This window comes from Georgenia sp. Z1344, assembly GCF_049856295.1.
In the GTDB taxonomy this organism is placed as follows: Bacteria; Actinomycetota; Actinomycetes; order Actinomycetales; family Actinomycetaceae; genus JB111.
Window position 1 is genome coordinate 63,457 of sequence record NZ_JBNDMZ010000001.1, and the last position, 23,402, is coordinate 86,858.

Consider the following 23,402-nt stretch of genomic DNA (forward strand, 5'->3'; position numbering starts at 1 on the left):
CGCGGTCCGCGCCGTTGTGCCCACGGTAGCGAGGCCCAGGGGGCTTGCCGCAAGAGCCCCCCTGTGTGCCATGCTCCGCGCTTTCCGACAGAGGGGGACGAGCATGAACAGGCGCGATGTGGTGATCGTCGGATGCGGGCCGACGGGCATGATGCTGGCGGCGGAGCTTCGGCTCGCCGGGATCGATCCGTTGGTCGTCGAGCGGCGTGAGACGCAGGATCTGGCGGGCTCGCGCGGCGGCGGCTTCCATGCGCGCACGATCGAGGTGCTCGACCAGCGGGGCGTCGCCGATCGGTTCCTCGCCGAGGGCACGCGCATCGAACGGGCGATGCTCGGGGCGACGTCGCTCGACCTCGGCGTGCTGCCCAGCCGGCACCCGTACACGCTCGCCCTGTTCCAGAACCACGTCGAACGGATCCTGGCCGGGTGGCTCGAGGAGCTGGGCGTCGCGATCCGGCGTGGGGTCGACGTCGAGGGCGTCTCCCAGGACGACGACGGCGCTGACGTCCGGCTCGCCTCGGGGGAGACCCTGCGGGCGGGGTACGTCGTGGGGGCCGACGGCGGTCGTAGCGTGGTCCGACGCTCGGTGGGCATCGAGCTGGCCGGTCCGGACGCCACCCGCAGCAGTCTCATCGCCGAGGTGCAGGCGACCGAGGAGCTGCCGACGGCGGGGAAGGTCGACGATCGCGGCGTCCACGGGCTGCACCGCATGGACGACGGCAGTGTGCGGGTGGTCGTCACCGAGGCCGAGATCGGGCCCTCCACGCCGCCCACGACGGACGAGCTGCGGCGTGCGCTGACCGAAGCGTTCGGCACCGATCTCGGGATCCACGACCCGACGTGGCTCTCGAGGTTCACCGATGCCACCCGTCAGGCGACCGCCTACCGCGACCGCCGGGTTCTGCTCGCCGGCGACGCTGCGCACGTGCACTCGCCGACGGGCGGCCAAGGCATCGGGCTCGGGATCCAGGACGCCGTCAACCTCGGCTGGAAGCTGGCCCGCGTGGTGCGCGGCGTCGCCGGTGACGGACTGCTCGACAGCTACCACGCCGAGCGGCACCCCGCCGGGGCCCGGGCGCTCGGCTACACGATGGCGCAGTCGCTGTTCCAGCGCGCCGACCCGCGGCAGGAGGCGATGCGCGACATCCTCGACGACCTGCTCGGCGTCAGGGAGGCCCACGCGCGGGCGGCGGCGCTCGTCGCGGGCCTCGACGTGGTGTACGACCTCGGTGACGGACATCCGCTGCTGGGGCGGCGGATGCCGGACATCGACCTCGATGCCGTGGACGGACCGGTGCGCGTGGCCGAGCTGCTGCGCGAGGCCCGGCCGCTGCTCCTCGAGCTCGGTGGTCCCGCACTCGGGGGCGCCGTGCCGCCGGCGGAGGCCGACGGTCTCCGACACGTCGCGGCGAAGTGCGACGGGCACTGGGAGCTGCCGGTGCTGGGCGAGGTCGCGGCGCCCAGCGCGGTGCTCGTGCGGCCCGACGGACACGTCGCGTGGGTGGGCGAGGGGTCCGACGTCGGGCTTGCGGAGGCGCTGCGCGCCTGGCGCGCGTGACCTGCCCCGTCTGCGCCGCGCGGGCGTCTGGCATCGTGAGCGCGAATCCGGCGTGGTGTGTCTCCGTCACGCCCCGCGGGTGACTGTCAGGACCCGTGCGTGCCGTCGGAACGTGCACGCTTGTCCGCGTTCTTCGGGGAGAAGCGCTGCTGGGCGCCCTGCTTCGTCAGGCCGTAGACGGCGCCGATCTTGGACCAGGACACGCCGGCCGCGCGGGCCGCGCGGACGGCGTCGGCCTCGATGGTCTCGGCGTTCTCGCGCAGGCGTCGGGCGCCGTCGAGCACAGTCAGCGGGTCGTCGCCGGAGGTCAGAGTCCTGAGGGCGGTGCGGGCCTGTTCGGTCTGTACCGGGTCGGGCGTGTCGGTGCCGGTCGTCGGCTCCGCGGCCGCGCTCGTCGCGTCGGCGGGCGCATCCGTCGTCGCCTCAGCTCGCTTGCCCATGGGCGCATCGTATCCAGCGGATGCGGGGAATTCCGGCGCATGTCGTCCCAGGCACGGTGGGCGTGCAGCGCCCGATCCGGCCTGTGCGCCGACCGCGGCTCGGGTGGGCGCGACACGCGGTCGTCAACCCTTGATTGACACGACGCGTCAACCGGTGGTTGACTCAGGTCAACAAGGAGTTGACAACTGAGGGAGGTGCACCATGGCCAAGAAGGCGTCGAAGAAGGACAAGAACGACAAGAAGAACAAGAAGTCGAAGAAGAACAAGAAGAAGTGACTCTCGGCTGACGACGGGGGCGGTGTGCCGATCTGGCACCCGCCCCCGAGTCGTCTCCGCGCCCGGGCACGGCGCGCGTCCGGGAGGAGGGCGGGCCCGGGAGGAGTGCGCCCGCGCCCAGGGGGCGCCAGGGGCTCAGCGCGTGAGCGCGCGGGCGAGCCGGTGCGTCGCCTCGCGGTCGGCCTGCGGCAGGAACAGCGACGGCTCGACCAGCTCGACCTCGAGGACCACGTCCTGGCCGTCGTCGTCCCGGACGAGGTCCACGCGTGCGTAGGTGGGCACGCCCCAGCGGCCGGACACGTGGTCGACGACCGCCCGCGCCAGGGCGGCCTGCTCGTGGGTGGCCTCGTGCGCAACGATGGTCTCGGCGGAGAACAGTGGGCCGCCCGTTCCTGTGCGGGCATCGGCCGGCGCGACGGGGACCGACCCCGGGATCACCACCCGCTTGCGTGCCGCGTGGCTGAGCTCGCCGTCGAGGAGGACGAGCGCCCGTTCGCCGTCGACGGCCACGGAGGTGAGCAGCGGCTGGACGAGGGCCGTCCGGCCGGCGGCGTGCAACCGGTCGACCTGCGTGGCGGCCTCCCGCTCGCGACCCGGGACGAAGGCGGCTACATCGCGGCTGCCGGCGCCCACGGACGGTTTGACGACGACCCCGCCCGGTGAGATCTCGGCGGCCGCCCCGGGCGGCACGACGGTCGTCGGGATCGTCGGGATGCCGGCCTCGGCCAGCTCGAGCAGGTAGCTCTTGTCGCTGCTCCACCGCACCAGGGCGAGCGGGTTGACCACCTCGGTGACGGCGTCGACCGACTCGAGCCATGCCATGAACTCGGGGAGGCGGCGGGTGTAGTCCCAGGTCGAGCGGAGCACCGCGCGGTCGAAGCGGGACCAGTCGACCGCGGGGTCGTCCCAGTCGACCACCTCGACCTCGACGCCGACGGAACGGAGCGCGGCCAGGGCGAGGGGTTCGTCGTCGTCGGTGCCCCGTGCGGCACGGGCGGTCACCCACGCCAGTTGTCCGATCACGCCGTCAGGGTAGGCCCGCCCCGCCCGTTCGCAGGTCCGCCGGCAGCGCGAGGTGCGTGCCGAGAAGGAGGATCTCCCAGGGGCGCCGCCCGGGTCGTGGCCGAGGGGCGGTCCCCTTCCATCGGCGCCGGTCGGCACGTAGCCTGCCCGGAGCGTCGCGTGCCGGTGGCAGGCAGTGTCAGGCATGGAGGCGCCGAACACCGAAGGAGACCGACGATGCACACGTCGTCACCTTCGCCCTCACGTGACTGAGGGCGAGACCACCAGGCTCGTCGCCTGGAGCCGCGAGCTACGAGCCGTCCATGACCGGCTGCGCGAGGCGCTGCGTGTCACCCGGGAGGCGCTCGCCGACGGGACCCCCGCCGAACCGGCTGCTCGCGAGCTGCTGCTGTTCTGCCACGGGTTCTGCTCGGCGCTGACCGGGCACCACGAGGGCGAGGACCGGGAGCTGTTCCCGGCGATCGTGGCCGAGCACCCCGAGCTGCGGGACACCCTGCGCTACCTCGAGCAGGACCACTCGATGATGGCGCACCTGATCTCGGGGCTGCTCGCCTCCGTCGACCGGGCCGCGCCGCCCGAGGCGCTCGAACGGCACCTCGAGGGGATCGCCGCGATCATGGAGAGTCACTTCCGGTACGAGGAGCGCGAGCTGCTCACCGTGCTCGAGACCCTGGCCCTCGACGCCGATCCGCGCGCCGTGCTCGGGCCGCTCTGATGTGGCGGGCGCGCCGCGGGCGGGGGGAACGACTCCGGCGTCGGGAGTGCTTCGGGCGGACGGCGCGTCCGCCGGCCGGCGGGTCCGGCGCTGCGAACGAGCCCGGGGCGGTGGGACCTTCGCCTCGGACTCCCTCGCCAGGTCGGATCTAGCCTGGGCGGGTCAGTCGTGTCGAGCCGGCGGGGCCACCCGTCGCCGAGGGAGATCGCATGCCGTTCGTCAACATCACCGCCCTGACCTTCCCCGCCGGGGCGGAGGCCGAGATCGAGCAGCGCTTCGCGGCCCGGAAGAAGGCGGTCGACGCCTCGCCCGGGTTCCTCGGCTTCGAGCTGCTCCGCCCCGTGGTGGGGGAGGGCCGGTACTTCGTCGTCACGCGCTGGGAGAGCCGCGACGACTACGAGGCGTGGTCGTCCGCGCGCCCCGCGGGCGGGCACGAGAACGACCAGAAGCGCGGGATGGACGTCCAGGTGCTCGGCTTCGAGGTGGTTCAGAGCGAGTCCTGACCGTCGACCGGGCGTCCCGGTCCGGGCGGTGGTCGTTCGTCGTCGTGCCGGGTGTCGAGGTGGTCGGTCGCGAACGCGGCACGAGTGGTGTCAGCGGCGGCGACTGACGAACGCGACGGTCGAGGCGAGGGCGAGCCCGCCGCCGAGCGCGAGACCGATGCCGAGCGCGCGTGCCTCGCCCGGCGACATCGGGAGGTCGACGCTGCTTCGACCCACACCCGCGGTCTGCGGCCCGGAACCGACGAACAGGTCGGGCAGGACCACCATGGCCACCCCGAGCACCGCGAGCAGGCCGAAGAAGGTGCCTACGGGGACGTGCGACCACCTCGTGGGCAGCAGGAAACCGGCGCCCAGGGCCACCATGAGGCACGCGATCAGCGTGAGGATGCCGAGGAGCGCCGCGGGCTCGTCGTGGAGCGAACCGGGCGCTGACACACGGAGCACCGTGAGGCCGGCGAGGACCCCGCCGACCAGGAGCGTGAGACCGGCGATCCAGTCCGCCGCGCTGCGGGGCGGGTCGCGGTCCGGGCCGGTCGGCCGCGCGTCCGCTCCCGTCCGACTCGCCTGCTCCGTCCGACGTCGCTCGGCGAGCTCGCGACGACCCGCGCGGTGCCGGGCGCGCGTTGCGCGGTCGTCGGCACCGGCTCGGGCGTCTGTACCGGCGCGGTCGTCGGGCGTCACCGCCTCACGGTAGGCCGGGGGCCTGCCGTCGTGTGCCGTGGTACGCGATCCCGGACTGTGAGTGAGGCGCCCCTGGGGACACGTTCCCGACGTCGTCGGACATGGCACGGAACGACCTTCTCGCACGCGAGGTGTGGGGGACGAGCATCGCGCCCACCGGCTGATCTGGTCGGCTGAACGAGCGAGGGCCGTGCGCGGTCCGATGCGCGCGCCCGTCTTGCTGGTACCGGCAGAACGCAGCGGATCCACGCGATCTTGCCATCGAAGGTTGACGCTGATCATGAATCGTATATGATCTCGTCTACAGTCAGTCCAGCGACACCGCCCGCCTCGTCACCGATGACCGCGGGAATACAACGAAGGAGTTGAATCGCATGGCCTCCTCACGCGTAGTCCAGGGTCTCGGCCTTCTGGCAGGAGCCTCTCTCGTCCTCACTGCGTGCGGCGGGGACGACTCGGAGACCGACTCCCAGACGATCACCCTGGGTTTCCCGGGCACGATCGGCCCCACCGACACCCCGATCATTGCGGCCCTCAACTCCCTTGGGGAGGAGGGCTGGGACGTCGAGTACATCGAGTTCGACTCGCCGGACGTGCAGACCCAGGCGCTGATGGGCGGCGACATCAACGTTGCCTCCATGGGTCCGGCGACCGTCATGGCCGCCGATGAGGGTGGCGCCGAGCTGACGATGGTCGGCAACAACAACATCCTCGACTACCTCATCGTCGGATCCGCGGACGTCGAGACCTGCGCGGACCTCGACGGACGGACGGTGGCCTACCACTCCGAGGGATCCACCAGCACGGCTCACCTGCGCCGCTACCTCGAGGAGTCGTGCCCCGAGGCCGAGCCCGAGTTCGTCGTCATCTCCGGGTCGAGCAACCGTGTGACCGCCCTTCTCGACGGTCAGATCGACGGGACGATCGTCCGAGTCGAGGACTGGATGAGCGTCGAGCCGGACGAGAGCGTCGCGCACGTCATCGACAACCTCGTTGAGACGCAGGCGGACCTGCTCACCCAGACCATCGTCGTCGACGGGGCCCAGGACGGGGGAGCGGCCGAGGCGGCTTCCGCCCTGCTCGCCGCCCTCGAGGAGCAGTTCGCGGCCGTGAACGAGGACCCCGCGGCCTTCGCGGAGACCGCGGCCGAGATCCTCGAGTCGGAGCCCGCCGAGGTGCAGACCGTCCTCGAGGCACTGGTGGAGAACGGGACGTTCCCCGAGACCCCTGAGCTGGATCCGGCAAGCGTGGACGCGACCATCGGCTTCTACCGCGAAGCCGAGGTGATCGGTGACGAGCTGAACGCCGACGCCGTGGCCGACTTCGAGGTGGCCGGAGGAGGTTCGCAGTGACGGCGGCTGCGCCGCACGCCGGGCACCGCACGCGGCGAGAGCTCGTCGACCTTCCCTCGACGCCGCGCGTCACGCTCCGCCAGAAGTTGAGCCGCGCCGAGTCCTGGGGCGTGCGGATCGCGACGATCGTCGTCTTCGCCGTGGTCTGGGAGGTCGGCGCACGGTGGACCGACTCGCTCCTGATGCCGACCTTCCTCGAGGCGATGGCGGCCCTGTGGGAGATCGCCTTCGTCACCGGTGAGATGTGGCCGGCTCTCGCGCGCTCGAACGTCGCCCTACTCATCGGGTATCCCGTCGCGGTCCTCATCGCGGTTCCCCTCGGACTGGCTATGGCGCGTTGGAAGTCCGTCGACCGCGCCTTCGGGCCGATCACCGCCGTCAGCCTCTCGCTGCCGATCGCGCCGCTCATCCCCGTCGTCCTCGTGGCCATGGGGCTCGGGCTCACGCCGCGAGTCTTCATCATCGTGCTCTTCAGCTGGGTCTTCATCACGACCAACGTCCGGGCGGGCGTCCGGGCGGTCGACCACACGCTCGTTGAGATGGCCGGCTCCTACGGCGCATCGGAGTCGCAGCTCTGGCGCCGTGTGCTCATCCCGGGCGCGTTCCCGGCGATCATGACCGGACTGCGAACCGGGCTCGGTCGCGCATTCGCCGGGATGATCATCGTCGAACTCATCATGCTCCCCATCGGCATCGGCTCCCTGATGCTCGACTATCGGGGCTTCTTCCAGGCAGACAAGCTCTACGCCCTCACCATCGCCGTTGCCGTCGAAGGCATCGTGCTCGCACTCGTCATGCAGGCGTTCGAACGCCGCGCCCAGCGCTGGAAGTAACGGCGCCCGAACGCTTCGAAGGATCGAGGAACCCATGATCACCATCGAGAACGTCAACCACCGCTATGTCAGCGAGGGCCGTGGAGAGACGGTCGCCCTCAAGGACGTCGACCTCACGATCAACGACAACGAGTTCATCACCGTCATCGGTCCGTCCGGCTGCGGGAAGACCACGCTCATGCGCGCGGTCGGCGGGCTCGTCATCCCCACCGAGGGTGACGTCGCCATCGACGGCGCGCGGGTCACCGGGCCCCATCAGAAGGCGGCCATCGTCTTCCAGAACTTCGCACTCCTGCCGTGGGAGACGGTCGAGAAGAACGTCGCCTTCGGTCTTGAGCTGTCCGGCCTGTCCAAGAACGAGCGTCTCGACAAGGCCCGCGCCTACATCTCCAAGGTAGGCCTTGACGGCTTCGAGCAGAAGTACCCCCGAGAGCTCTCGGGCGGAATGCAGCAGCGCGTCGGGCTTGCCCGGGCGCTCGCCGTCGAGAGCCCCATCCTCCTGATGGACGAGCCGTTCGGCGCGCTCGACCAGCAGACCCGCAGGTACATGCAGGAGGAGCTCCTCGACATCTGGCAGCAGGACCGCCGCACGGTCATCTTCGTCACGCACGACATGGAGGAAGCGGTCCTCCTCGGCGATCGGATCGTCCTCATGTCCGCGCGACCGGGGAAGATCGAGGAGGTCATCGACGTCGATCTTCCGCGCCCGCGTTCCGCCGAGACCGCGGAGAACAGCCCGGAGCTGGTACGACTCAAGGAATACCTCTGGAAGCGGCTGCGCGACATGCACGAGCAGGCTGCCGCATGACCGCCGTCGCCGACGCAACCGGGACGACCACCGGGACCGCCCGTTCGCCCCGGATCCCGCGCGCCGTCCGCAACGGGTTCTCCACCTGGTCCGGCATCCTCGTCATCGTCGCCCTCTGGGAGCTGATCGGCCGGATCTTTACCCTCCAGTGGCTCCCGCCGTTCACGGAGGTTGCCGTCCAGCTCGGGGAGCTCTTCGCCGACGGCGTCATCCAGCCGCACCTGGTCGCCAGCTTCCGATCGCTCGCGATCGGGTTCGCCATCTCATTGGTGGTCGGGCTCGGCGTCGGCGTCCTCATGGGGCTCTCCTCGCGCGTCTTCACGGCGCTGGACATCTACGTCAACGCGATGCTGTTCGTACCGGCACTCACCTTCGCCCCGATCCTCTTCGCGGCCTTCGGTCTCTCGGACACCACCCGCGTCGCCGTCGTCATCCTTTACGCGGTCTTCATCATCATCATCAATACCGCGGCCGGCATCCGTGACGTCGACGACCCGCTCATCGACATGGCGGCCTCCTTCGGCGCCTCCCGGTGGCAGACGGTCGTCAAGGTCATCATCCCGTCGGCCGTTCCGCTGATCCTCGCCGGCATCCGGCTCGGGACCGGCCGTGCCGTCAAGGGAATGATCAACGGCGAGATGTTCATCGCGCTCATCGGCCTCGGCGGACTCGCCGCCCGGTTCGGCGACGAGAGCGACTTCCCGTCGGTGTGGGCCATGGCGGTCTTCATCATGATCATCGCCGTCGCCCTCAACGAGATCGTCAGCTGGGCGGAGAAGAGGTTGACGTCGTGGTACGCCTGAGCACCGAGAACCTGCCCACGGACCCGATCACCGACACCCTGGGACACCGTCCAGGCAAGATCGTCGCGGTCCACGTCGCCTACGCCTCGCGGGCGGCCGAGCGGGGCCGCAGCCCCGAGCACCCGTCGTACTTCCTCAAGGCGGCCTCGTCACTCACCGGTCCAGGCGCGATCGGCCGACCGGCCGGCACCGAGCTGCTCAGCTTCGAGGGCGAGATCGCCCTGGTCATCGGCACCCCTGCGTTCCAGGTGAGCGTCGAGGACGCCTGGGCCCACGTCGGCTGGGTCACGGCGAGCAACGACCTCGGCCTGCAGGACCTCAAGTGGGCCGACCGCGGCTCCAACCTCCGGTCCAAGAGCTCGGACGGATTCACCCCGGTGGGTCCTGTCCTTCTCGCGGCCGCCGACCTGGACCCGGGGCGGCTCGCCGTCCGTACCTGGCTCGACGGCGAGCTCGTCCAAGAGGGCACGACGGACACTCTGCTGTTCTCCTTCGCCGAGCTCGTCGCCGACCTCAGCCGCACGATGACCCTCGATGTCGGGGACGTCATCCTCACCGGCACACCTGCCGGTGCCTCGGTGGCCGTCCCCGGCCAGCTGGTCGAGGTCGAGGTGCTGAGCAGCGACGACCCGGGCCGGACGACCGGACGGCTGGCGACCTCGGTCGTCGGGGCGCCCGCCGTGGCGGGGGGAGGGGCCCCACCGCGCCTCGACGATGCCACCGTCGCCGACGCCTGGGGATCCCGGCGTCCGGCGGTGACGGCTGGTTCGGGCGAGCATGCTGCCTCGGCCGCGGCGTCGGCAGGGACCGGTGCCGCGAGCGACGGCTCCTGGCTCGACGCTGACCGGCGCGAGCGGCTCGGCCAAGTGGCGGTGGCGACGATCTCCTCCCAACTGCGCCGCCTCGGCCACCCGGACGCCAGCATCGACGGCGTCCATCCGCTAGTGCCGGGCACGCGGATCGTCGGCACGGCCCGCACGCTGCGCTACGTACCGTTCCGGCCGGACCTGTTCGCCACCCACGGCGGTGGCTACAACGCGCAGAAGCGCGCGATCGACACCGTCGGTGAGGGAGAGGTCCTCGTCATGGACGCCCGCCGGGACACAACCGCGGGCACCCTCGGCGACATCCTCGCGCTGCGCGCCCTGACCCGAGGGGCCGCCGGGATCATCACCGACGGATCGGTCCGCGACGCCGTCGCCGTCGCCGAGACCGGGCTCCCGGTCCTCGCCGGCGGACGTCATCCCTCCGTCCTCGGTCGGAACCACGTGCCCTGGGAGACGGACGTGACCGTCGCCTGCGGTGGCACGACCGTGCAGGTCGGCGACGTCATCGTCGCCGACGACGACGGAGCCGTCGTCGTGCCGCCCCACCTCCTCGACGAGGTCCTCACCGCCTCCGAGGCTCAGGAGGAGCAGGAGACGTACATCGCGGAGCAGATCCGCGGCGGGCACCCCGTCGACGGCCTCTACCCCATGAACGAGACCTGGCGGGCGCGCTACGACGCCCACCGGACCGACATAACGAGCGCGGAGCAGTCCGCGGCAAGGAGAGCAGACCGATGAGCTTCCGCTCGAACCCGGCGTCGATCACGGGATCGATCGCCCCCGTCGTCACCCCGTTCACCGAGGACGGCGCCGTCGATCACGACAGCCTCCGTCGCCTCGTCGACTGGCAGATCGAGTCCGGCTCGACCGGCATCTCCATCGGCGGTTCAACCGGCGAACCGTCCGCGCAGACTCTCGATGAGCGTGCCGAGGCGATCCGCACGGTCTCCACGGCCATCGACGGCCGCGTCCCGTTCCTGCCGGGCACCGGCAGCGCGCGACTCGACGAGACCCTCGAGCTGACGTCGATCGCCCGGGACGCCGGGGCAGACCTCGCGCTCGTCATCACCCCCTACTACGCGCGCCCGACCCAGGAGGCGCTCTACCAGTGGTACGCGACGGTGTGCCGCGAGTTCCCCGACCTCCCGGTGGCGGCCTACAACGTGCCGGTCCGCACCGCCGTGGAACTGGCGCCCGAGACCATCGCACGTCTGTTCCGCGACTTCGACAGCTTCGTCGGTGTGAAGGAGACGACGAAGGACTTCGAGCACTTCTCGCGCGTTCGTCACGCCGCCGGGCCCGAGATCCTCATGTGGTCCGGCATCGAGCTGCTCTGCCTTCCGCTGCTGGCGCTCGGCGGTCAGGGATTCATATCTGCGCTCGCCAACATCGCCCCCGCCGCGGTCGCCGAGATGTACCGGGCGGCCGACGCCGGCGACTGGGACCGCGCACGCGAGATCCACTACGGCGTCCACCCGCTCGTCGACCTGCTCTTCGTAGAGACCAATCCAGCACCCGCGAAGTGGCTCATGGCCGAGCGCGGCCTCATCACCTCCTCGATGGTCCGGCCGCCGCTCGTCGGGCTCTCCGACTCCGGGCAGACGACGGTGCGATCGCTCGTCGACCAGGCCGGCCAGTACCTCACCCCCGTCCCGACCGCCACGACCGACCGCACCGCCGGTTGAGGGAGCACGAGATGACCACGCACGCCGATCCCAGCACCGACCTCCCGCACGCACGGCCCGCGAACCTCCCCGACCGGATCCGGCACCACATCGGTGGCGTCGACGTCGACTCCGTGTCCGGGGAGACCCTCGAGGTCATCGACCCGACGACGAACCGGCCGTACCTCACCGCCGCGGCCGGGGACAAGGCCGACATCGACAGGGCCGTCGCTGCCGCCAAGGACGCCTTCGAGAACGGACCTTGGCCCCGAATGAAGGCTCGGGAGCGTCATCGGATCCTCCACCGCATCGCCGACGCGGTGGAGTCCCGGGAACACGAGCTCGCCGCGATGGAGTCCTTCGACACCGGCCTGCCGATCGCCCAGGCCCGAGGGCAGGCGCGTCGGGCGGCAGAGAACTTCCGGTTCTTCGCTGACCTCGTCGTGGCTCAGCGTTCCGACGCCTACGAGGTGCCCGGAGCGCAGGTCAACTACGTCCATCGTCGACCCGTCGGGGTGGCGGGCTTGATCACGCCGTGGAACACGCCGTTCATGCTCGAGTCGTGGAAGCTCGGTCCGGCGCTCGCATCGGGCTGCACCGTGGTGCTCAAGCCCGCGGAGTTCACGCCACTGTCCGCGTCGTTGTGGGCGGGGATCATGAAGGACGCGGGCGTCCCGGACGGGGTGTTCAACCTCGTCGGTGGCTACGGCGAGACGGCGGGTGACGCGCTCGTCAAGCACCCCGACGTCAGCCTCATCTCGTTCACCGGCGAGTCGAGCACCGGACAGACGATCTTCCGGAACTGCGCCGACGGGCTCAAGGGCATGTCGATGGAGCTCGGCGGGAAGTCTCCGGCGATCGTGTTCGCCGACGCCGACCTCGAGGCCGCCCTCGACTCCACGCTGTTCGGCGTCTTCTCCCTCAACGGCGAGCGCTGCACCGCGGGGTCCCGGATCCTCGTCGAGCGACCGATCTACGACGAATTCGTCCGCCGGTACGCCGAGCGTGCCGACAACGTGGTCGTCGGGCACCCGTCCGACCCGGGCACCGAGGTGGGGGCGCTCGTCCACCCCGAGCACTTCGCCAAGGTCTGGAGCTACGTCGAGGCCGGCAAGTCCGAGGGGCGGCTCGTCGCCGGCGGCACCCGTCCCGAGGGCCTCGAGGAGGGCAACTACCTGCGGCCCACCGTGTTTGCCGACGTCCCCGCGACCGCGTCGATCTTCCAGGAGGAGATCTTCGGTCCCGTCGTCGCCATCACCCCGTTCGACACGGAGGAGGAGGCGCTGCGCCTGGCCAACGACGTGCGGTACGGACTGGCCGCGTACGTCTGGACCACCGACCTTGAGCGGGCCCACACGTTCGCCCAGGGGGTCGAGTCCGGCATGGTGTGGGTCAACTCGCACAACGTCCGGGACCTGCGCACCCCGTTCGGCGGGGTCAAGGCCTCCGGGCTCGGGCAGGAGGGTGGGTACCGCTCGCTCGACTTCTACACCGAGCAGCAGGCCGTCCACATCTCCCTCGCCCCGGTTCACACGTCGCGCTTCGGCGCACGGTGAGTGCGGTGGGCGCCTCCCCGACGGGCGTGAACTCGCTCGGGGAGGCGCCCGGCAACCTACGATCAAGTACCGGCTGGAGGGCAGAATGACGAGCGACTCGAGCGCGACACGACGGAAGACGACCCCGTCGAAGTCCGAGCGTGTCTACAGCGAGCTCTATCGTCGGATCGTCGACGGCACCTACACGCCCGGCTACCGGCTCGTGCTCAGTCAGGTCGCCGAGAGCTTTGGCACCAGCGCCCTTCCCGTGAGGGAGGCGGTCCGCCGGCTCGAGGCGGAGGGGCTGGTGACGTACCGGCGCAACATCGGCGCCGAGGTCGCCGGCATCGATCCGGTCGGTTACGCGGACGTCATGCAGTCGATGGCACTCCTGGAGGGGTACGCCACGGCGCTCGCCGCGGAGCACCTGACGGAACAGGACATCGCCACCGCCCGCGACATCAACGAGCAGCTGCGCCGCATGCGCGGTGAGGACTTCGACCCGGTCAGCTTCACCCGCCTCAACCAGGAGTTCCACACGGTGCTGTGCGGGCCGTGCCCCAACGCCCACCTCACCGAGATGCTCGCCCGCGAGCAGGAACGGATGGGCGCCATTCGACGGTCGAGCTTCAGCTACGTCCCGGGACGGGCGCGTACCTCCGTCGAGGAGCACGACGAGATCCTCGCGCTCGTCTCGGCAGCCACGATCGACGTCGATCAGCTCGAGCGTGTCGCCCGCGACCACAAGCTCCACACCCTCACGCAGTTCCTCGCCAAGACCGCGAGCGCCTGACCCCCAGGAATCCCCTGACACCCCGACGCGGACCCTGCCGGCCTCGCGCTGCGAGCGCGCCGTGCCGTGAGGCTTCGGTACGGCGCCGGACCAGACCAAGGAGACGACGATGACTGAGCAGCTGACCCATCCTCTGTCGGTGACCGATCTGGTGCGGTCGATCGACCCCGAGCACGGCGTCTGGATCGACGGTCGGGGGACTGCGGGATCGGCCGGTGCGACCTTCGAGGTCGCGGACCCGGCCACGACGACGACGATCGCCACGGTCGCGGACGGAACTGCGGACGACGCGCGGCGTGCGGTGGATTCGGCGGCGGGTGCGTTGTCGGCATGGGGGGCGACCTCTCCGCGTGCCCGGGCTGACGTCCTGCACCGTGCGTTCGGGCTGATGATCGAGCGGCGTGAGGTGCTGGCGGGGTTGATCGCGGCGGAGAACGGCAAGGCGATGGCCGATGCGCGGGCCGAAGTGTCCTACGCGGCGGAGTTCTTCCGCTGGTACGCCGAGGAGTGTGTGCGTGGGGCGGGGGAGTACTCGGTGGCCCCGGCGGGTGGTGTGCGCACGGTCGTCACCCACCGACCGATCGGTGTGGCTGCTCTTGTGACGCCGTGGAACTTCCCGGCGGCGATGGCGACCCGCAAGATCGCGCCGGCGCTCGGCGCCGGCTGCACGGTGCTGCTCAAGCCTGCCTCCGAGACGCCGCTGACGGCGCTGGCGATCGCCCAGATCCTCACCGAGGCGGGCGCGCCCGACGGCGTCGTGGGAGTCGTCCCGACGTCGTCGGCGTCATCGGTCGTCACGACGTGGCTCGAGGACGAGCGCGTCGCCAAGCTCTCCTTCACCGGCTCGACCGGGGTGGGAAAGATCCTGCTCGCGCAGGCGGCGAAGCGGGTCATCAGCTCGTCGATGGAGCTGGGCGGGAACGCTCCGCTCGTCGTCGCCGCGGATGCGGACGTCGACCGGGCGGTCGCGGGCGCGATGCTGGCCAAGTTCCGCAACGGAGGTCAGGCGTGCACTGCCGCCAACCGGCTCTACGTCCACGCCGACGTCGTGGAGGAGTTCACCGAGAAGTTCGGGGAGCGGGTCGCGGCACTTCGCGTGGGTCCGGCGCAGCAGGAGTCCACCGAGATCGGACCGCTCATCAGCGCCAAGGCGCTCACCGGGGTCACCGAGCTGGTTGACGCGGCAGTCGAGGCCGGTGCCCGTGTCACGCATCGCGCCGAGCTCCCCAGCGACCTTGAGGGGCACTTCTACGCACCCACCGTGCTGAGGGACGTGCATGCCGACTCTCCGCTCGTCCAGAACGAGATCTTCGGACCCGTGGCTCCCATCGTCACGTGGTCCGACGACGAGGAGATGCTGGCGCAGGTCAACGGCACCGAGCTGGGACTCTCGGCCTACTTGTTCTCGGACGATCTGGGCTGGGCGATGCGTATCGCCGAGCGGTTCGAGGCCGGCATGGTCGGTCTCAACCGCGGCCTCGTCTCCGACCCGGCCGCACCCTTCGGCGGCGTCAAGGAGTCCGGCCTCGGCCGCGAGGGCGGCCACGAGGGCATCCGGGAGTACCAGGAGGTCCAGTACCTCAGCGTCGACTGGAGCTGACCCGCCGAGCGTGGACGTGTCCCGAGTGTTCAGGCGCCGGGCGGGCTCCACCCCGGGTCGCGCCCGGCGCGCGCGAGCAGCCGCTCGAACGGCGACGTGTCGTCGTCGGCGTCGAGAGCCGGACCGAACATCCCGGGGGACCCGGCAGGGTCGAACTCCTCGACGAACACGGCCAGCGCCTCGATCTCGTCGTCCGCGGCGGTGTACTCCTGCCCGGTCGCGACCGCGAGGTCCCACCCGTGCAGGACGATCTCGTCGAGGGCGACGATCCCCGCGGACTCCCCGGGCATGTCGAGCCCGCCCGCGCGGGTGTCGCCCTCCCATGCCGCGGGGTCCCGCCAGGCGTCGGCGAGGCGGACGAGGGCGTGGTCGAGCGTCGGTTGCCACTCGGGCACCAGCTCGGGTGTCCTCGTGGGCCCGGCGTCCGTCGCGTCCCCGAGCTCCTTGCTGGCAGCCGCGCGGAACGCGTCGCTGAGGTAGATGACGTGGGCGAGGAGCTGGCCGACCGTCCACGGCGAGTCGGGCGTCGGGCTGTCGAGGTCGTCGTCGGAGATCCGGGCGGCGACGTCGGCCAGGCGCCGCGTCGCGGGGGTGAGGTCGATGGGGCGCGCCATGGTCGCAGTCTGTCCGGCGCGGTCCTCGCGGTACAGGTTTTTCGGCGAGTGGCGACGCCGATCTGTGCGGCTCCCGCCGCAGCGCAATGCGGGGCGGGGTGTGCGACGGCTAGGTTGTCTCGCCCTTGCGGAACGAGCCGCTGACGATGACCTGCCGCGCACCTGTGCCCGAGTCATCCGAGAGCAGCAGGTCCACTGCGGTGCGTGCGGCGGTGCGGGTGTCCAGGTGCACCGTGGAGAGCGCCGGCTGGGTGCTGATCGGGAGCGCGTCGTCGCACCCGACGACCCGGACGTCGTCCGGGCTGCGGAGTCCGCGGGCACCGAGCCCGTCGAGAACGGCATGAGCGACGATGTCGTCGAACGCCACCACGAGCTCGCCCTCACGGATGTCGACCTTGTCGACGAGGTGTCGCGCGGCGTCGTATGTCGGTTCGTCGAGCTCGAGGTGCCGGTAGGGCAGGGAGTGCCTGGCTGCCTCCGACCTGGCGCTCTCCTCTCGCTCCATGTTCGGCCACCACCGTTCCGCGCTGCCGATGTACGCCACGCTCGAAGCGCCGGTGGTTGCGCCGTCCTCCACGGCATCGGCGATGGCTTGGGCGGCGGAGACGAGCACCGAGGAGAGACCGTTGACCCGTGCGTTGATCAGCACGGTCGGAACTTGCTGCGCGATGCCGAGCACATGGGAGCGGGACATTCGCGGGGAGGCGAGGACGAGCCCTGCGACGTCGCGGCTGACGAGTGTTGCGAGCTGCTTCTCGCGAGCCACGCTGTGCTCGCTGCTGAGGATGTAGAGCGAGTATCCCTGCTCCTCCGCAGCCAGCTGAGCCGCATGTACAAGCGGGGGAAAGAACGGGTTGGACAGGTCGGGGACGATGAGGCCCAGCGCGGAGGAACGACCAGTGCTCAGTGCCTTCGCGTACCTGTTGTGGCGGAAGCCGAGGCGGTCCGCAGCAGCCTTCACGCGGGCTACCGTGTCCTCCCGCAGCAGGTGGGGGTGGTTGAACGCCCGGGAGGCCGTCGAGGTCGACACCTCGGCCGCCCGCGCGACGTCGGTGATCGTCACGGGGGTAGGCCGGGGTGCGCGTGGTCCCTGCGGCCTGTTCATGCCTCGATCCTGGTCATCCGTCGATCCTGCCCCCGCCGGGACCGATCGTCTCGATGATCGTGAGGTCGGAGTCCCACAGGACGAGGTGGGCCGGCGTTCCCGGGAGGATGGTCCCGACGGGGACGGCGCCTGTCGGGGAGATCTCGGTCCCCCGGGCCGCCGGAGCGCCGACCCGAGCGAGCTCGGCGAGAAGGCGTCCCGGGACCCGTGTGGCCATGTCGAACACCTCGGGCAGCGTGAGCTGCGTCCGCGTGGCCGCGAACCGGACGCAGTGCGCGAGGGGGACCGCGGAGCCGGCGAGCAACCGGTCGTCGGAGGCGAGGGCGAGCCGGCCGTCATCGGACAGCACCACGTCGCCGCCGACCGGCGTCGTGTATCGACCGGCGGGGGAACCTGCGAGCGCGACCGAGTCCGAGACCAGGTAGCAGCCCTGGGGGCCCTTGGCGCGCACGATGCTCTCCAGCACTGCTGCAGGTAGGTGGTGGCCGTCGCCGATGAGACCGGCCGACAGTGTCGTGTCAGCGATCTGCTCCCACAGCAGGTTGGGGTGGCGGGGGAGGTCGGCGCGCACCCCGTTGCCCAGGTGCGTCGACAGGGTCGCACCGGCGACGGACGCCGCGGCGACCTGTTCCTCGGTGGCGTGCGTGTGGCCGATCGCCACCGCGACGCCGAGCCTGCGGAGCGCAGAGATCTTCGCCGGCGCGTCCTTGCCGTGCGGCGAGACGGTGACGTACCCGATCGGGAACAGCTCTTGCCACCGACGGACCTCGTCCACGTCGATGTCCCGGACGAGGCTCCGGTCGTGCGCGCCACGCGGCCCGTCGAGGGGCGAGATGAACGGCCCCTCGATGTGCGCGCACGGCACGGATGCGGCCACGACCGGGTCGCTCGCCACCGCGTCGGCCAAGGTCGACAGCGCCTGTGCGATGCGGTCGTGACTCTGGGTGACGATCGTGGGCACCCAATGGCTCGTTCCCTGTGCGACGAGGCCTCGGGCGAGCCGTCCGACGTCGTCGACCGTCAGGTCGGCCGCATTGACGTCGATCCCGCCGAATCCGTTGACCTGCAGGTCCACCAGACCGTGGCTGAGCCAGGGAAGCGCGGTGGACGTGTCGAGCAGCTCGACCTCGTCGACGACCCCCGCGCGAACGACCACGCGCACGGGCCGGCCGGTGAGGACGTCGCGGCCCTCATGGTGCTCACGCGACACGGCTCAGCGCCTCCAGGTCGGCCAGCACCGTGACGTCGGGGTGGTTCTTCAGCGCTGTCGCGGGGACCTCGTTGGTCACCGCGGACTCGAGCATCGACCGCATCGCCTCGGCCTTCGCGGTCCCGAGGACGGAACACACGATCGTGCGTGCGGCCAGCATGCGGGGCACGGTGATGGTGATGGCGTGCCGGGGAACCGCGGTGAGGTCGGGGAACAGTCCCTCGTCGACCTGCTGTGTCCGGGACGCCTCCGCAAGCTCGATGAGACGTACCGGATCCGGGTCGGAGAAGTCCGTGCCGGGGTCGTTGAAGGCGAGGTGCCCGTTGACACCGATCCCGCACAGGACGAGGTCGAAGTCTGCGGCAGGCAGCCGATCCGCGTAGTCCATCGCGGCAGCCGACGGTTCGCCCGCCGTGTCGATCCGCTCGAACGCATACGGACTCCCGTCCGGGAGGAGAGCGAAGTAGTTGTCCTCCAGCCACCGGCCGAAGGCCTGGGGTGCGTCCGTGGGGAGGCCTACGTACTCGTCCATGTGGAAGTAGCGCACGGGGCTGGAATGACAATCTGCCTTCGCCAGCGACTCGAGGACAGGAATCTGGCTGGGTGCGGCAGCCAGCAGCACGGTGGCCTCACGTCCCTCGTCGTGCGCCCGGGTGATGGCGCGTGCCGCGAGCCTCGCGCCGTCGTTGCCGAGCTCGGCGAGGGTGTGGTTCTGGATGAGCTCCATCTGTCGTGACCTCCGTGGCTCAGAGCAGCTTGATGCGGTCGGTGAACCGATCGACGAGGCGAGCGTTCGCCTCGTCGCCGCCCGGTGCGTTCCCGCTCGTCCAGACGGCTGGCCGACCCCCCTCCGCGAGGACGCGCTCGATGGTGAGGATCTGGATGGCGTTCATGAGGAAGGCGTTCGCGTAGGTCGAGACCGCCCCGGCGTTGGGGACGTCGGCGTCGAACGAGACGACGGCATCCCCGACCGGCACCTGCGAGTCCAGAAAGAGGTCGGCCAGGTCATGCAGGTTCTGCTTGGAAGGGTGCCGCGCCGGATGCTCCGGCCCGATCGTCTCGGCGTGCGTGCGTGAGCTGACGCCGACGACCGTCGCCCCCAGCTCCTTCGCCCGCTGCGTGGAGTCGATGACTGCAGAATTCATCCCGTACGAGTTGACGATGATGATGAGGTCGCCGTCGCCGAGCCCCGAGTGGTCAATCACGACACGGCCGTAACCCGGAGTGCGCTCCATCGCCATCGAACGCCTTGCGCCGCTGGACAGCAGCGTGCCCTCGTCGAGGATGGCCGCGATGTTCATCAGACCGCCGGCGCGGAAGAAGGCCTCCTGGGTCGCGAGGTTCGCGTGTCCGCCAGGCCCGTAGACGTAGATGAGCCGGTCCTCCGTCACCCGCCGTGCCGTCTCGTCGATCACGCGAGGGAGAACTTCTGCGTTCGACTCGACGACCCGTCCCAGCATGCCTGTGACGTAGTCGAGGTAGCTCTCGAGCACTGGATGTCCTTTCGTCGGTGCGGAGCCGCGGGACGGCCTCCGCGTCTGTGCGGGTGGAGCAGGTGGAGGGTCAGAACAGCAGACCGGGCAGAGCGGTCGTCAGCGCCGGTACGAGCGTCGTGAGGAGCACGACCGCGAGGTAGACGGCGATGAACGGCGCGGTCTCCTTGACCAGGGGAAGGAACGAGACGCGGGCGAGCTTCGTCGTGACGAAGAGCAGTGCGCCGACCGGCGGAGTGATGAGACCGACCATGAGGTTGACGACGATCATCGCGGAGTAGTGGATCGGGTCGATGCCGAGTTCGATGGCGCTGGGCAGCAGGACCGGCACGAAGATGAGGATCGCCGGAATCGCGTCCATGACCATGCCCAGGACGAGGAAGAACAGCATCGTCAGCAGGAGGAACGAGAACGACCCGAGGCCCGCATCTACCACGAGCTGGTCGATCCTGCTGCCCAGCCGGGTGAGCGCGACGATGTAGGTGAACCCGGCGACGGCGGCGAAGATCATCATGATGGTCGACGCGAACTGTGCCGTCTGGGTGAAGACGTCGAACAACGACCGGAGATTGAGCGACCGGTAGGCGAGGCCGAGCAGCAGCACGTAGGCGGATGCGAGGATCGAGATCTCCGTGACGGTCGCGAACCCCCCGATGACACCGGCGATGATGAGCACCGGGGTGAGAAGTGCGGGCACCGCGCGCAACGTGACGGTGAGCAGGCCGTCCTTCCGGTAGGGGTTGACCGCCTCCGTGTCGGGGATCCGCTCGGTGCCGCGGCTGCGCACGGCCACGACGACGATGAGGCCGACGATGAGAAGGATGCCCGGGCCGATGCCGGCGATGAACAGCTGCCCGACGGACAGAGAGGTCACGAGTGCCACGAACACCATCGGGACGCTCGGCGGGATCACGGGGCCGAGAATGGCGGAGGACGCGACGACCGCCGCTGAGAACTCCTGTCGGTACCCGGACCGTCGCATCATCGGCAACATGGCGGAGCCGATCATCGACGCCGCAGCCGGGGCGGACCCGCTGACCGACGAGGCGAAGGCGCTCGAACCGATGACCGTGTGTGCGAGCCCTCCCTTGATGCCGCCGATGAAGTACATGAGGAAGGCGACGATCCGCTCGGTCAACCCTGCCTGCGACATGAGTGAGCCCATGAGGACGAAGAACGGGATGGCGAGCAGCTCATAGGAGTCGACACCGGCCGCCACCTGCGTCGGAAGCACGGTGGCCGAGCCGAGGTCGCCGGCGAAGAGAGTGACGAGGACCGCCGCGAGCATGGCGATGAAGATGGGGGCGCCCAGCGCCATGAGCGCGAACATCGTGACGAAGAGGATGGCGATCTCGGTCATGACGTCTCACCGGCTTCGGGTTCTGCGATCGCCGGCCCTTCCGCGGCATGGAGGCTCCGGAGGAGGCCGAACAGCACGAGGAAGAGACCGAGCACCGGGACGGCGAGGTACGCCCACCCGGTCGGGATGCCCAGCTGGATGTACTGGATGCTCATGCGGTCGAGCGCCACGATCGCCCCTGAGACCAGCAGGACGACACCGATGAGGAGCTCGATCACGCGTGTCAGGTAGGCGCAGGCAGTACGTAACGCCGCAGGAACGCGGTCGACGACGAAGTCGACGACGAGGTGCTCACGCAGCCCGATGGCGGCGGACGCACCGATCATGATCACCCAGGTGATGAGCAGCCTGCTGAGGTCGTTGACCCAGATCCAGCCACCCATGACGGGCCGTGCGCCGATCTGGACCACGTTGATGACGAACAGGGAGAGCAGCAGGCCGCCCGAGATCGCAGCCAGGCCGTGGGATACCCGTCGCACGAGTGCGTCGCGCCTCGTCGGACGGTGCCTCGGTGATGCCGATGGGTCGGAGTCCATCGCCTCTCCTTCGAATCAGTGTTCGTGCAAGCGCTTGCACATGGGGCGGGCGTTCTTCGCCCGCCCCTCCCGGTGCCTCAGGCGGCGTCGGCGTGCTCGGCCGCCAGCTCCTCGACCATGTCGAGAGTGCCCTCGGGCCACAGGTCGCCGTCGAACTGGTCGAACTCGCCGTCCAGCTCCTCGCGGAAGGCGTCGACGTCGACGTCGACGACGGTCATGTTCTCCTCGATGACCTCCATGGCGGACTCGAGCTCGGCACGCGTGGACTCGGTGACGTCCTCGCCCGCCTGCTCCATCTCCTCCTCGAGGATGGTGCGGTGCTCCTCGCACATGCCCTGCCACAGGTCGTCGTTGAGGTACCAGGCGCGCACGTCCCGGATGTAGTCCGTCGGCATGTAGTAGTCCTGGACCTCGTAGATGCTGTTGTTGACGACGGCAATGGATCCGGTCTCCTGGGCGTCGACCACGCCTTGGCGAAGAGAGAAGTACAGGTCGGACAAGGCGATGACCTGAGGTTCGGCCCCGAGAGCCACGGCGAATGCCTGAGGGATCGGTGCGTCCGCGATTCGGATTCTGAGCCCCTCCATCTGGTCGGGGGTCTCGATCGCGCGATTCGCGGTCAGGGCTCGGGGCTCGTTGTCCCCTGACGCATCGACGACTCGAACGCCGGTGGCCTCCGCCGCCTCGTCGAAGAGCTCGGCGAACTCCTCCGTCTCCAGGACCGCCTCGAACTGCTCGTAGCTGTCCCACAGGAACGGCACGGTGAGCGCCGTGAACGCCTCGGCACCCTCGAGGGTCGAGTACGTCGAGATCGTCTCGTAGTAGGCGTCGATCTCCCCGCTCGCGACGCCGGCGTAGGCGTCGTTCATGTCTCCGAGTTGACTGTCCGGATAGATCTGGACGTCGACGTCACCGTCCGTGCGCTCGGAGACGCGCTCAGACAGCTCCTCGGCTGCGATCGTCCCTGGGTCGTTGGCAGTTCGAATCATGGCGACTCGCAGCGTGGTCGGCTCGCACTCGCCGCCGCCCGCCCCTGAGTCCCCGCCGCCGTCGTCGCCGGTGAGGAAGCCGCAGCCTCCCAGGGCCAGTGCCCCGCCTGTCGCCACTGTCAGAACTCGTAGTCGTCGCATGGTGTCCCTACCTCCTTGTCGGGTGGTGGGAACTTTGCATGCAAGCGCTTGCACGTCAAGGTCTCAGGGCGAGGTTCTTGGTGTGTCGCAGATGTGCCGGGCCGGTCGGGGCGCAGTCAGCGCCCCGGCGCCGCGGCGAACGGGTCCTCGGCCCGGCTGCGCACCGGCACGATGTGCGTGCCGAACGGGAGGAAGGCGAGCGGCACCATCTTCCAGCACGCGATCCCGAACGGGATGCCGACGATCGTCAGGCAGAGCAGCGCCCCGGCGAACAGGTGGACGATCGCCAGCTCCCAGCCGAGGAGGACGATCCAGATGATGTTGGCGACGACGTGCAGGATGCCGAAGTCCCGTCGGAACTCCGCGCGGCGACCGAACGGCCAGACGACGTAGCCGGCGAGCCGGAACGACGCGATGCCGAACGGGATCGTGATGATGAGGAGGCAGGCGATGATCCCCGCGATCACGTAGAACAGGAAGAGCCAGAACCCGGCCAGGACGAACCACAGGATGTTGCCGAGGATGCGCATGGCACCACGGTA

24 protein-coding genes are annotated in these 23,402 nt (G+C 70.0%); 12 read left to right on the forward strand and 12 right to left on the reverse strand.

The window, feature by feature from the left end:
* The first annotated feature begins 103 nt into the window (after positions 1 to 103).
* Positions 104 to 1,558: an FAD-dependent monooxygenase gene (locus ACPYO6_RS00335; protein ID WP_425712889.1), complete on the forward strand. Its 1,455-nt coding sequence runs from the start codon at positions 104 to 106 to the stop codon at positions 1,556 to 1,558.
* Positions 1,559 to 1,644: 86 nt separating this feature from the next.
* Here the strand turns inward: ACPYO6_RS00335 and ACPYO6_RS00340 are convergent, their stop codons facing one another.
* Together ACPYO6_RS00340 and ACPYO6_RS00345 are read right to left on the reverse strand one after the other, a co-directional pair.
* Entirely contained in the window at positions 1,645 to 1,998 is a 354-nt protein-coding gene (locus tag ACPYO6_RS00340) for a hypothetical protein (RefSeq protein ID WP_425712890.1), read from the reverse strand.
* Between the two features lie 412 nt (positions 1,999 to 2,410).
* A complete protein-coding gene (locus ACPYO6_RS00345) occupies positions 2,411 to 3,298 on the reverse strand; it encodes an ATP-grasp domain-containing protein (RefSeq protein WP_425712891.1) in 888 nt (295 codons plus the stop codon).
* Positions 3,299 to 3,542: 244 nt separating this feature from the next.
* Between ACPYO6_RS00345 and ACPYO6_RS00350 the strand changes: the two genes are divergently transcribed.
* Positions 3,543 to 4,013, forward strand: coding sequence for a hemerythrin domain-containing protein (locus tag ACPYO6_RS00350; protein WP_425712892.1), 471 nt, complete (start codon positions 3,543 to 3,545; stop codon positions 4,011 to 4,013).
* Positions 4,014 to 4,222: 209 nt separating this feature from the next.
* Positions 4,223 to 4,516 (forward strand): antibiotic biosynthesis monooxygenase family protein, encoded by a 294-nt coding sequence (locus ACPYO6_RS00355; RefSeq protein WP_425712893.1) that lies wholly within the window; start codon positions 4,223 to 4,225, stop codon positions 4,514 to 4,516.
* Between the two features lie 90 nt (positions 4,517 to 4,606).
* Here ACPYO6_RS00355 and ACPYO6_RS00360 read toward each other — a convergent pair whose 3' ends face one another.
* Complete coding sequence (locus ACPYO6_RS00360; RefSeq protein ID WP_425712894.1) at positions 4,607 to 5,197, reverse strand: hypothetical protein; 591 nt, start codon at positions 5,195 to 5,197, stop codon at positions 4,607 to 4,609.
* Between the two features lie 374 nt (positions 5,198 to 5,571).
* Between ACPYO6_RS00360 and ACPYO6_RS00365 the strand changes: the two genes are divergently transcribed.
* The 9 genes from ACPYO6_RS00365 (at position 5,572) to ACPYO6_RS00405 (ending at position 15,412) form a co-directional block, all read left to right on the forward strand.
* Positions 5,572 to 6,549: an ABC transporter substrate-binding protein gene (locus ACPYO6_RS00365; protein ID WP_425712895.1), complete on the forward strand. Its 978-nt coding sequence runs from the start codon at positions 5,572 to 5,574 to the stop codon at positions 6,547 to 6,549.
* Complete coding sequence (locus ACPYO6_RS00370; protein WP_425712896.1) at positions 6,546 to 7,382, forward strand: ABC transporter permease; 837 nt, start codon at positions 6,546 to 6,548, stop codon at positions 7,380 to 7,382. The genes ACPYO6_RS00365 and ACPYO6_RS00370 overlap by 4 nt, the downstream gene beginning before the upstream one ends.
* A 34-nt stretch (positions 7,383 to 7,416) precedes the next feature.
* Positions 7,417 to 8,190 (forward strand): ABC transporter ATP-binding protein, encoded by a 774-nt coding sequence (locus ACPYO6_RS00375; protein ID WP_425712897.1) that lies wholly within the window; start codon positions 7,417 to 7,419, stop codon positions 8,188 to 8,190.
* Positions 8,187 to 8,993 (forward strand): ABC transporter permease, encoded by an 807-nt coding sequence (locus ACPYO6_RS00380; protein WP_425712898.1) that lies wholly within the window; start codon positions 8,187 to 8,189, stop codon positions 8,991 to 8,993. Before ACPYO6_RS00375 ends, ACPYO6_RS00380 begins: the two co-directional genes overlap by 4 nt.
* Positions 8,981 to 10,558: a fumarylacetoacetate hydrolase family protein gene (locus tag ACPYO6_RS00385; RefSeq protein ID WP_425712899.1), complete on the forward strand. Its 1,578-nt coding sequence runs from the start codon at positions 8,981 to 8,983 to the stop codon at positions 10,556 to 10,558. Before ACPYO6_RS00380 ends, ACPYO6_RS00385 begins: the two co-directional genes overlap by 13 nt.
* Positions 10,555 to 11,505 carry a 4-hydroxy-tetrahydrodipicolinate synthase gene (gene dapA, locus ACPYO6_RS00390; RefSeq protein WP_425712900.1) on the forward strand — a complete coding sequence of 317 codons (951 nt, stop codon included), beginning with the start codon at positions 10,555 to 10,557 and terminating at the stop codon, positions 11,503 to 11,505. The genes ACPYO6_RS00385 and dapA overlap by 4 nt, the downstream gene beginning before the upstream one ends.
* Positions 11,506 to 11,516: 11 nt before the next feature.
* Complete coding sequence (gene hpaE, locus ACPYO6_RS00395; RefSeq protein ID WP_425712901.1) at positions 11,517 to 13,040, forward strand: 5-carboxymethyl-2-hydroxymuconate semialdehyde dehydrogenase; 1,524 nt, start codon at positions 11,517 to 11,519, stop codon at positions 13,038 to 13,040.
* 85 nt (positions 13,041 to 13,125) lie between these two features.
* Positions 13,126 to 13,812 (forward strand): GntR family transcriptional regulator, encoded by a 687-nt coding sequence (locus ACPYO6_RS00400; protein WP_425712902.1) that lies wholly within the window; start codon positions 13,126 to 13,128, stop codon positions 13,810 to 13,812.
* Between the two features lie 109 nt (positions 13,813 to 13,921).
* Positions 13,922 to 15,412 (forward strand): NAD-dependent succinate-semialdehyde dehydrogenase, encoded by a 1,491-nt coding sequence (locus tag ACPYO6_RS00405; protein WP_425712903.1) that lies wholly within the window; start codon positions 13,922 to 13,924, stop codon positions 15,410 to 15,412.
* A gap of 29 nt (positions 15,413 to 15,441) precedes the next feature.
* Here ACPYO6_RS00405 and ACPYO6_RS00410 read toward each other — a convergent pair whose 3' ends face one another.
* The 9 genes from ACPYO6_RS00410 to ACPYO6_RS00450 all read right to left on the reverse strand — a co-directional run bounded on the left by ACPYO6_RS00410 (position 15,442) and on the right by ACPYO6_RS00450 (position 23,390).
* The gene (locus ACPYO6_RS00410) at positions 15,442 to 16,026 is read right to left on the reverse strand and encodes a TIGR03086 family metal-binding protein (protein ID WP_425712904.1); all 585 of its coding nucleotides are present in this window, start codon (positions 16,024 to 16,026) and stop codon (positions 15,442 to 15,444) included.
* 109 nt (positions 16,027 to 16,135) lie between these two features.
* A complete protein-coding gene (locus ACPYO6_RS00415) occupies positions 16,136 to 17,089 on the reverse strand; it encodes a LacI family DNA-binding transcriptional regulator (protein ID WP_425712905.1) in 954 nt (317 codons plus the stop codon).
* Between the two features lie 55 nt (positions 17,090 to 17,144).
* Positions 17,145 to 18,341, reverse strand: a complete 1,197-nt coding sequence (locus ACPYO6_RS00420; RefSeq protein ID WP_425712906.1) for an N-acetylglucosamine-6-phosphate deacetylase — start codon at positions 18,339 to 18,341, stop codon at positions 17,145 to 17,147.
* Positions 18,331 to 19,068 carry a 6-phosphogluconolactonase gene (locus tag ACPYO6_RS00425; protein WP_425712907.1) on the reverse strand — a complete coding sequence of 246 codons (738 nt, stop codon included), beginning with the start codon at positions 19,066 to 19,068 and terminating at the stop codon, positions 18,331 to 18,333. Before ACPYO6_RS00425 ends, ACPYO6_RS00420 begins: the two co-directional genes overlap by 11 nt.
* A 19-nt stretch (positions 19,069 to 19,087) precedes the next feature.
* On the reverse strand, positions 19,088 to 19,834 hold the full coding sequence (locus ACPYO6_RS00430) for a sugar isomerase domain-containing protein (RefSeq protein WP_425712908.1): 747 nt from the start codon (positions 19,832 to 19,834) through the stop codon (positions 19,088 to 19,090).
* Between the two features lie 70 nt (positions 19,835 to 19,904).
* On the reverse strand, positions 19,905 to 21,194 hold the full coding sequence (locus tag ACPYO6_RS00435) for a TRAP transporter large permease (RefSeq protein WP_425712909.1): 1,290 nt from the start codon (positions 21,192 to 21,194) through the stop codon (positions 19,905 to 19,907).
* Positions 21,191 to 21,673: a TRAP transporter small permease gene (locus ACPYO6_RS00440; RefSeq protein WP_425712910.1), complete on the reverse strand. Its 483-nt coding sequence runs from the start codon at positions 21,671 to 21,673 to the stop codon at positions 21,191 to 21,193. The genes ACPYO6_RS00435 and ACPYO6_RS00440 overlap by 4 nt, the downstream gene beginning before the upstream one ends.
* Positions 21,674 to 21,807: 134 nt before the next feature.
* Positions 21,808 to 22,719, reverse strand: a complete 912-nt coding sequence (locus ACPYO6_RS00445) for a TRAP transporter substrate-binding protein (protein ID WP_425712911.1) — start codon at positions 22,717 to 22,719, stop codon at positions 21,808 to 21,810.
* A 257-nt stretch (positions 22,720 to 22,976) separates the two neighbouring features.
* Positions 22,977 to 23,390, reverse strand: coding sequence for a YccF domain-containing protein (locus ACPYO6_RS00450; protein ID WP_425712912.1), 414 nt, complete (start codon positions 23,388 to 23,390; stop codon positions 22,977 to 22,979).
* Between the last annotated feature and the right edge of the window lie 12 nt (positions 23,391 to 23,402).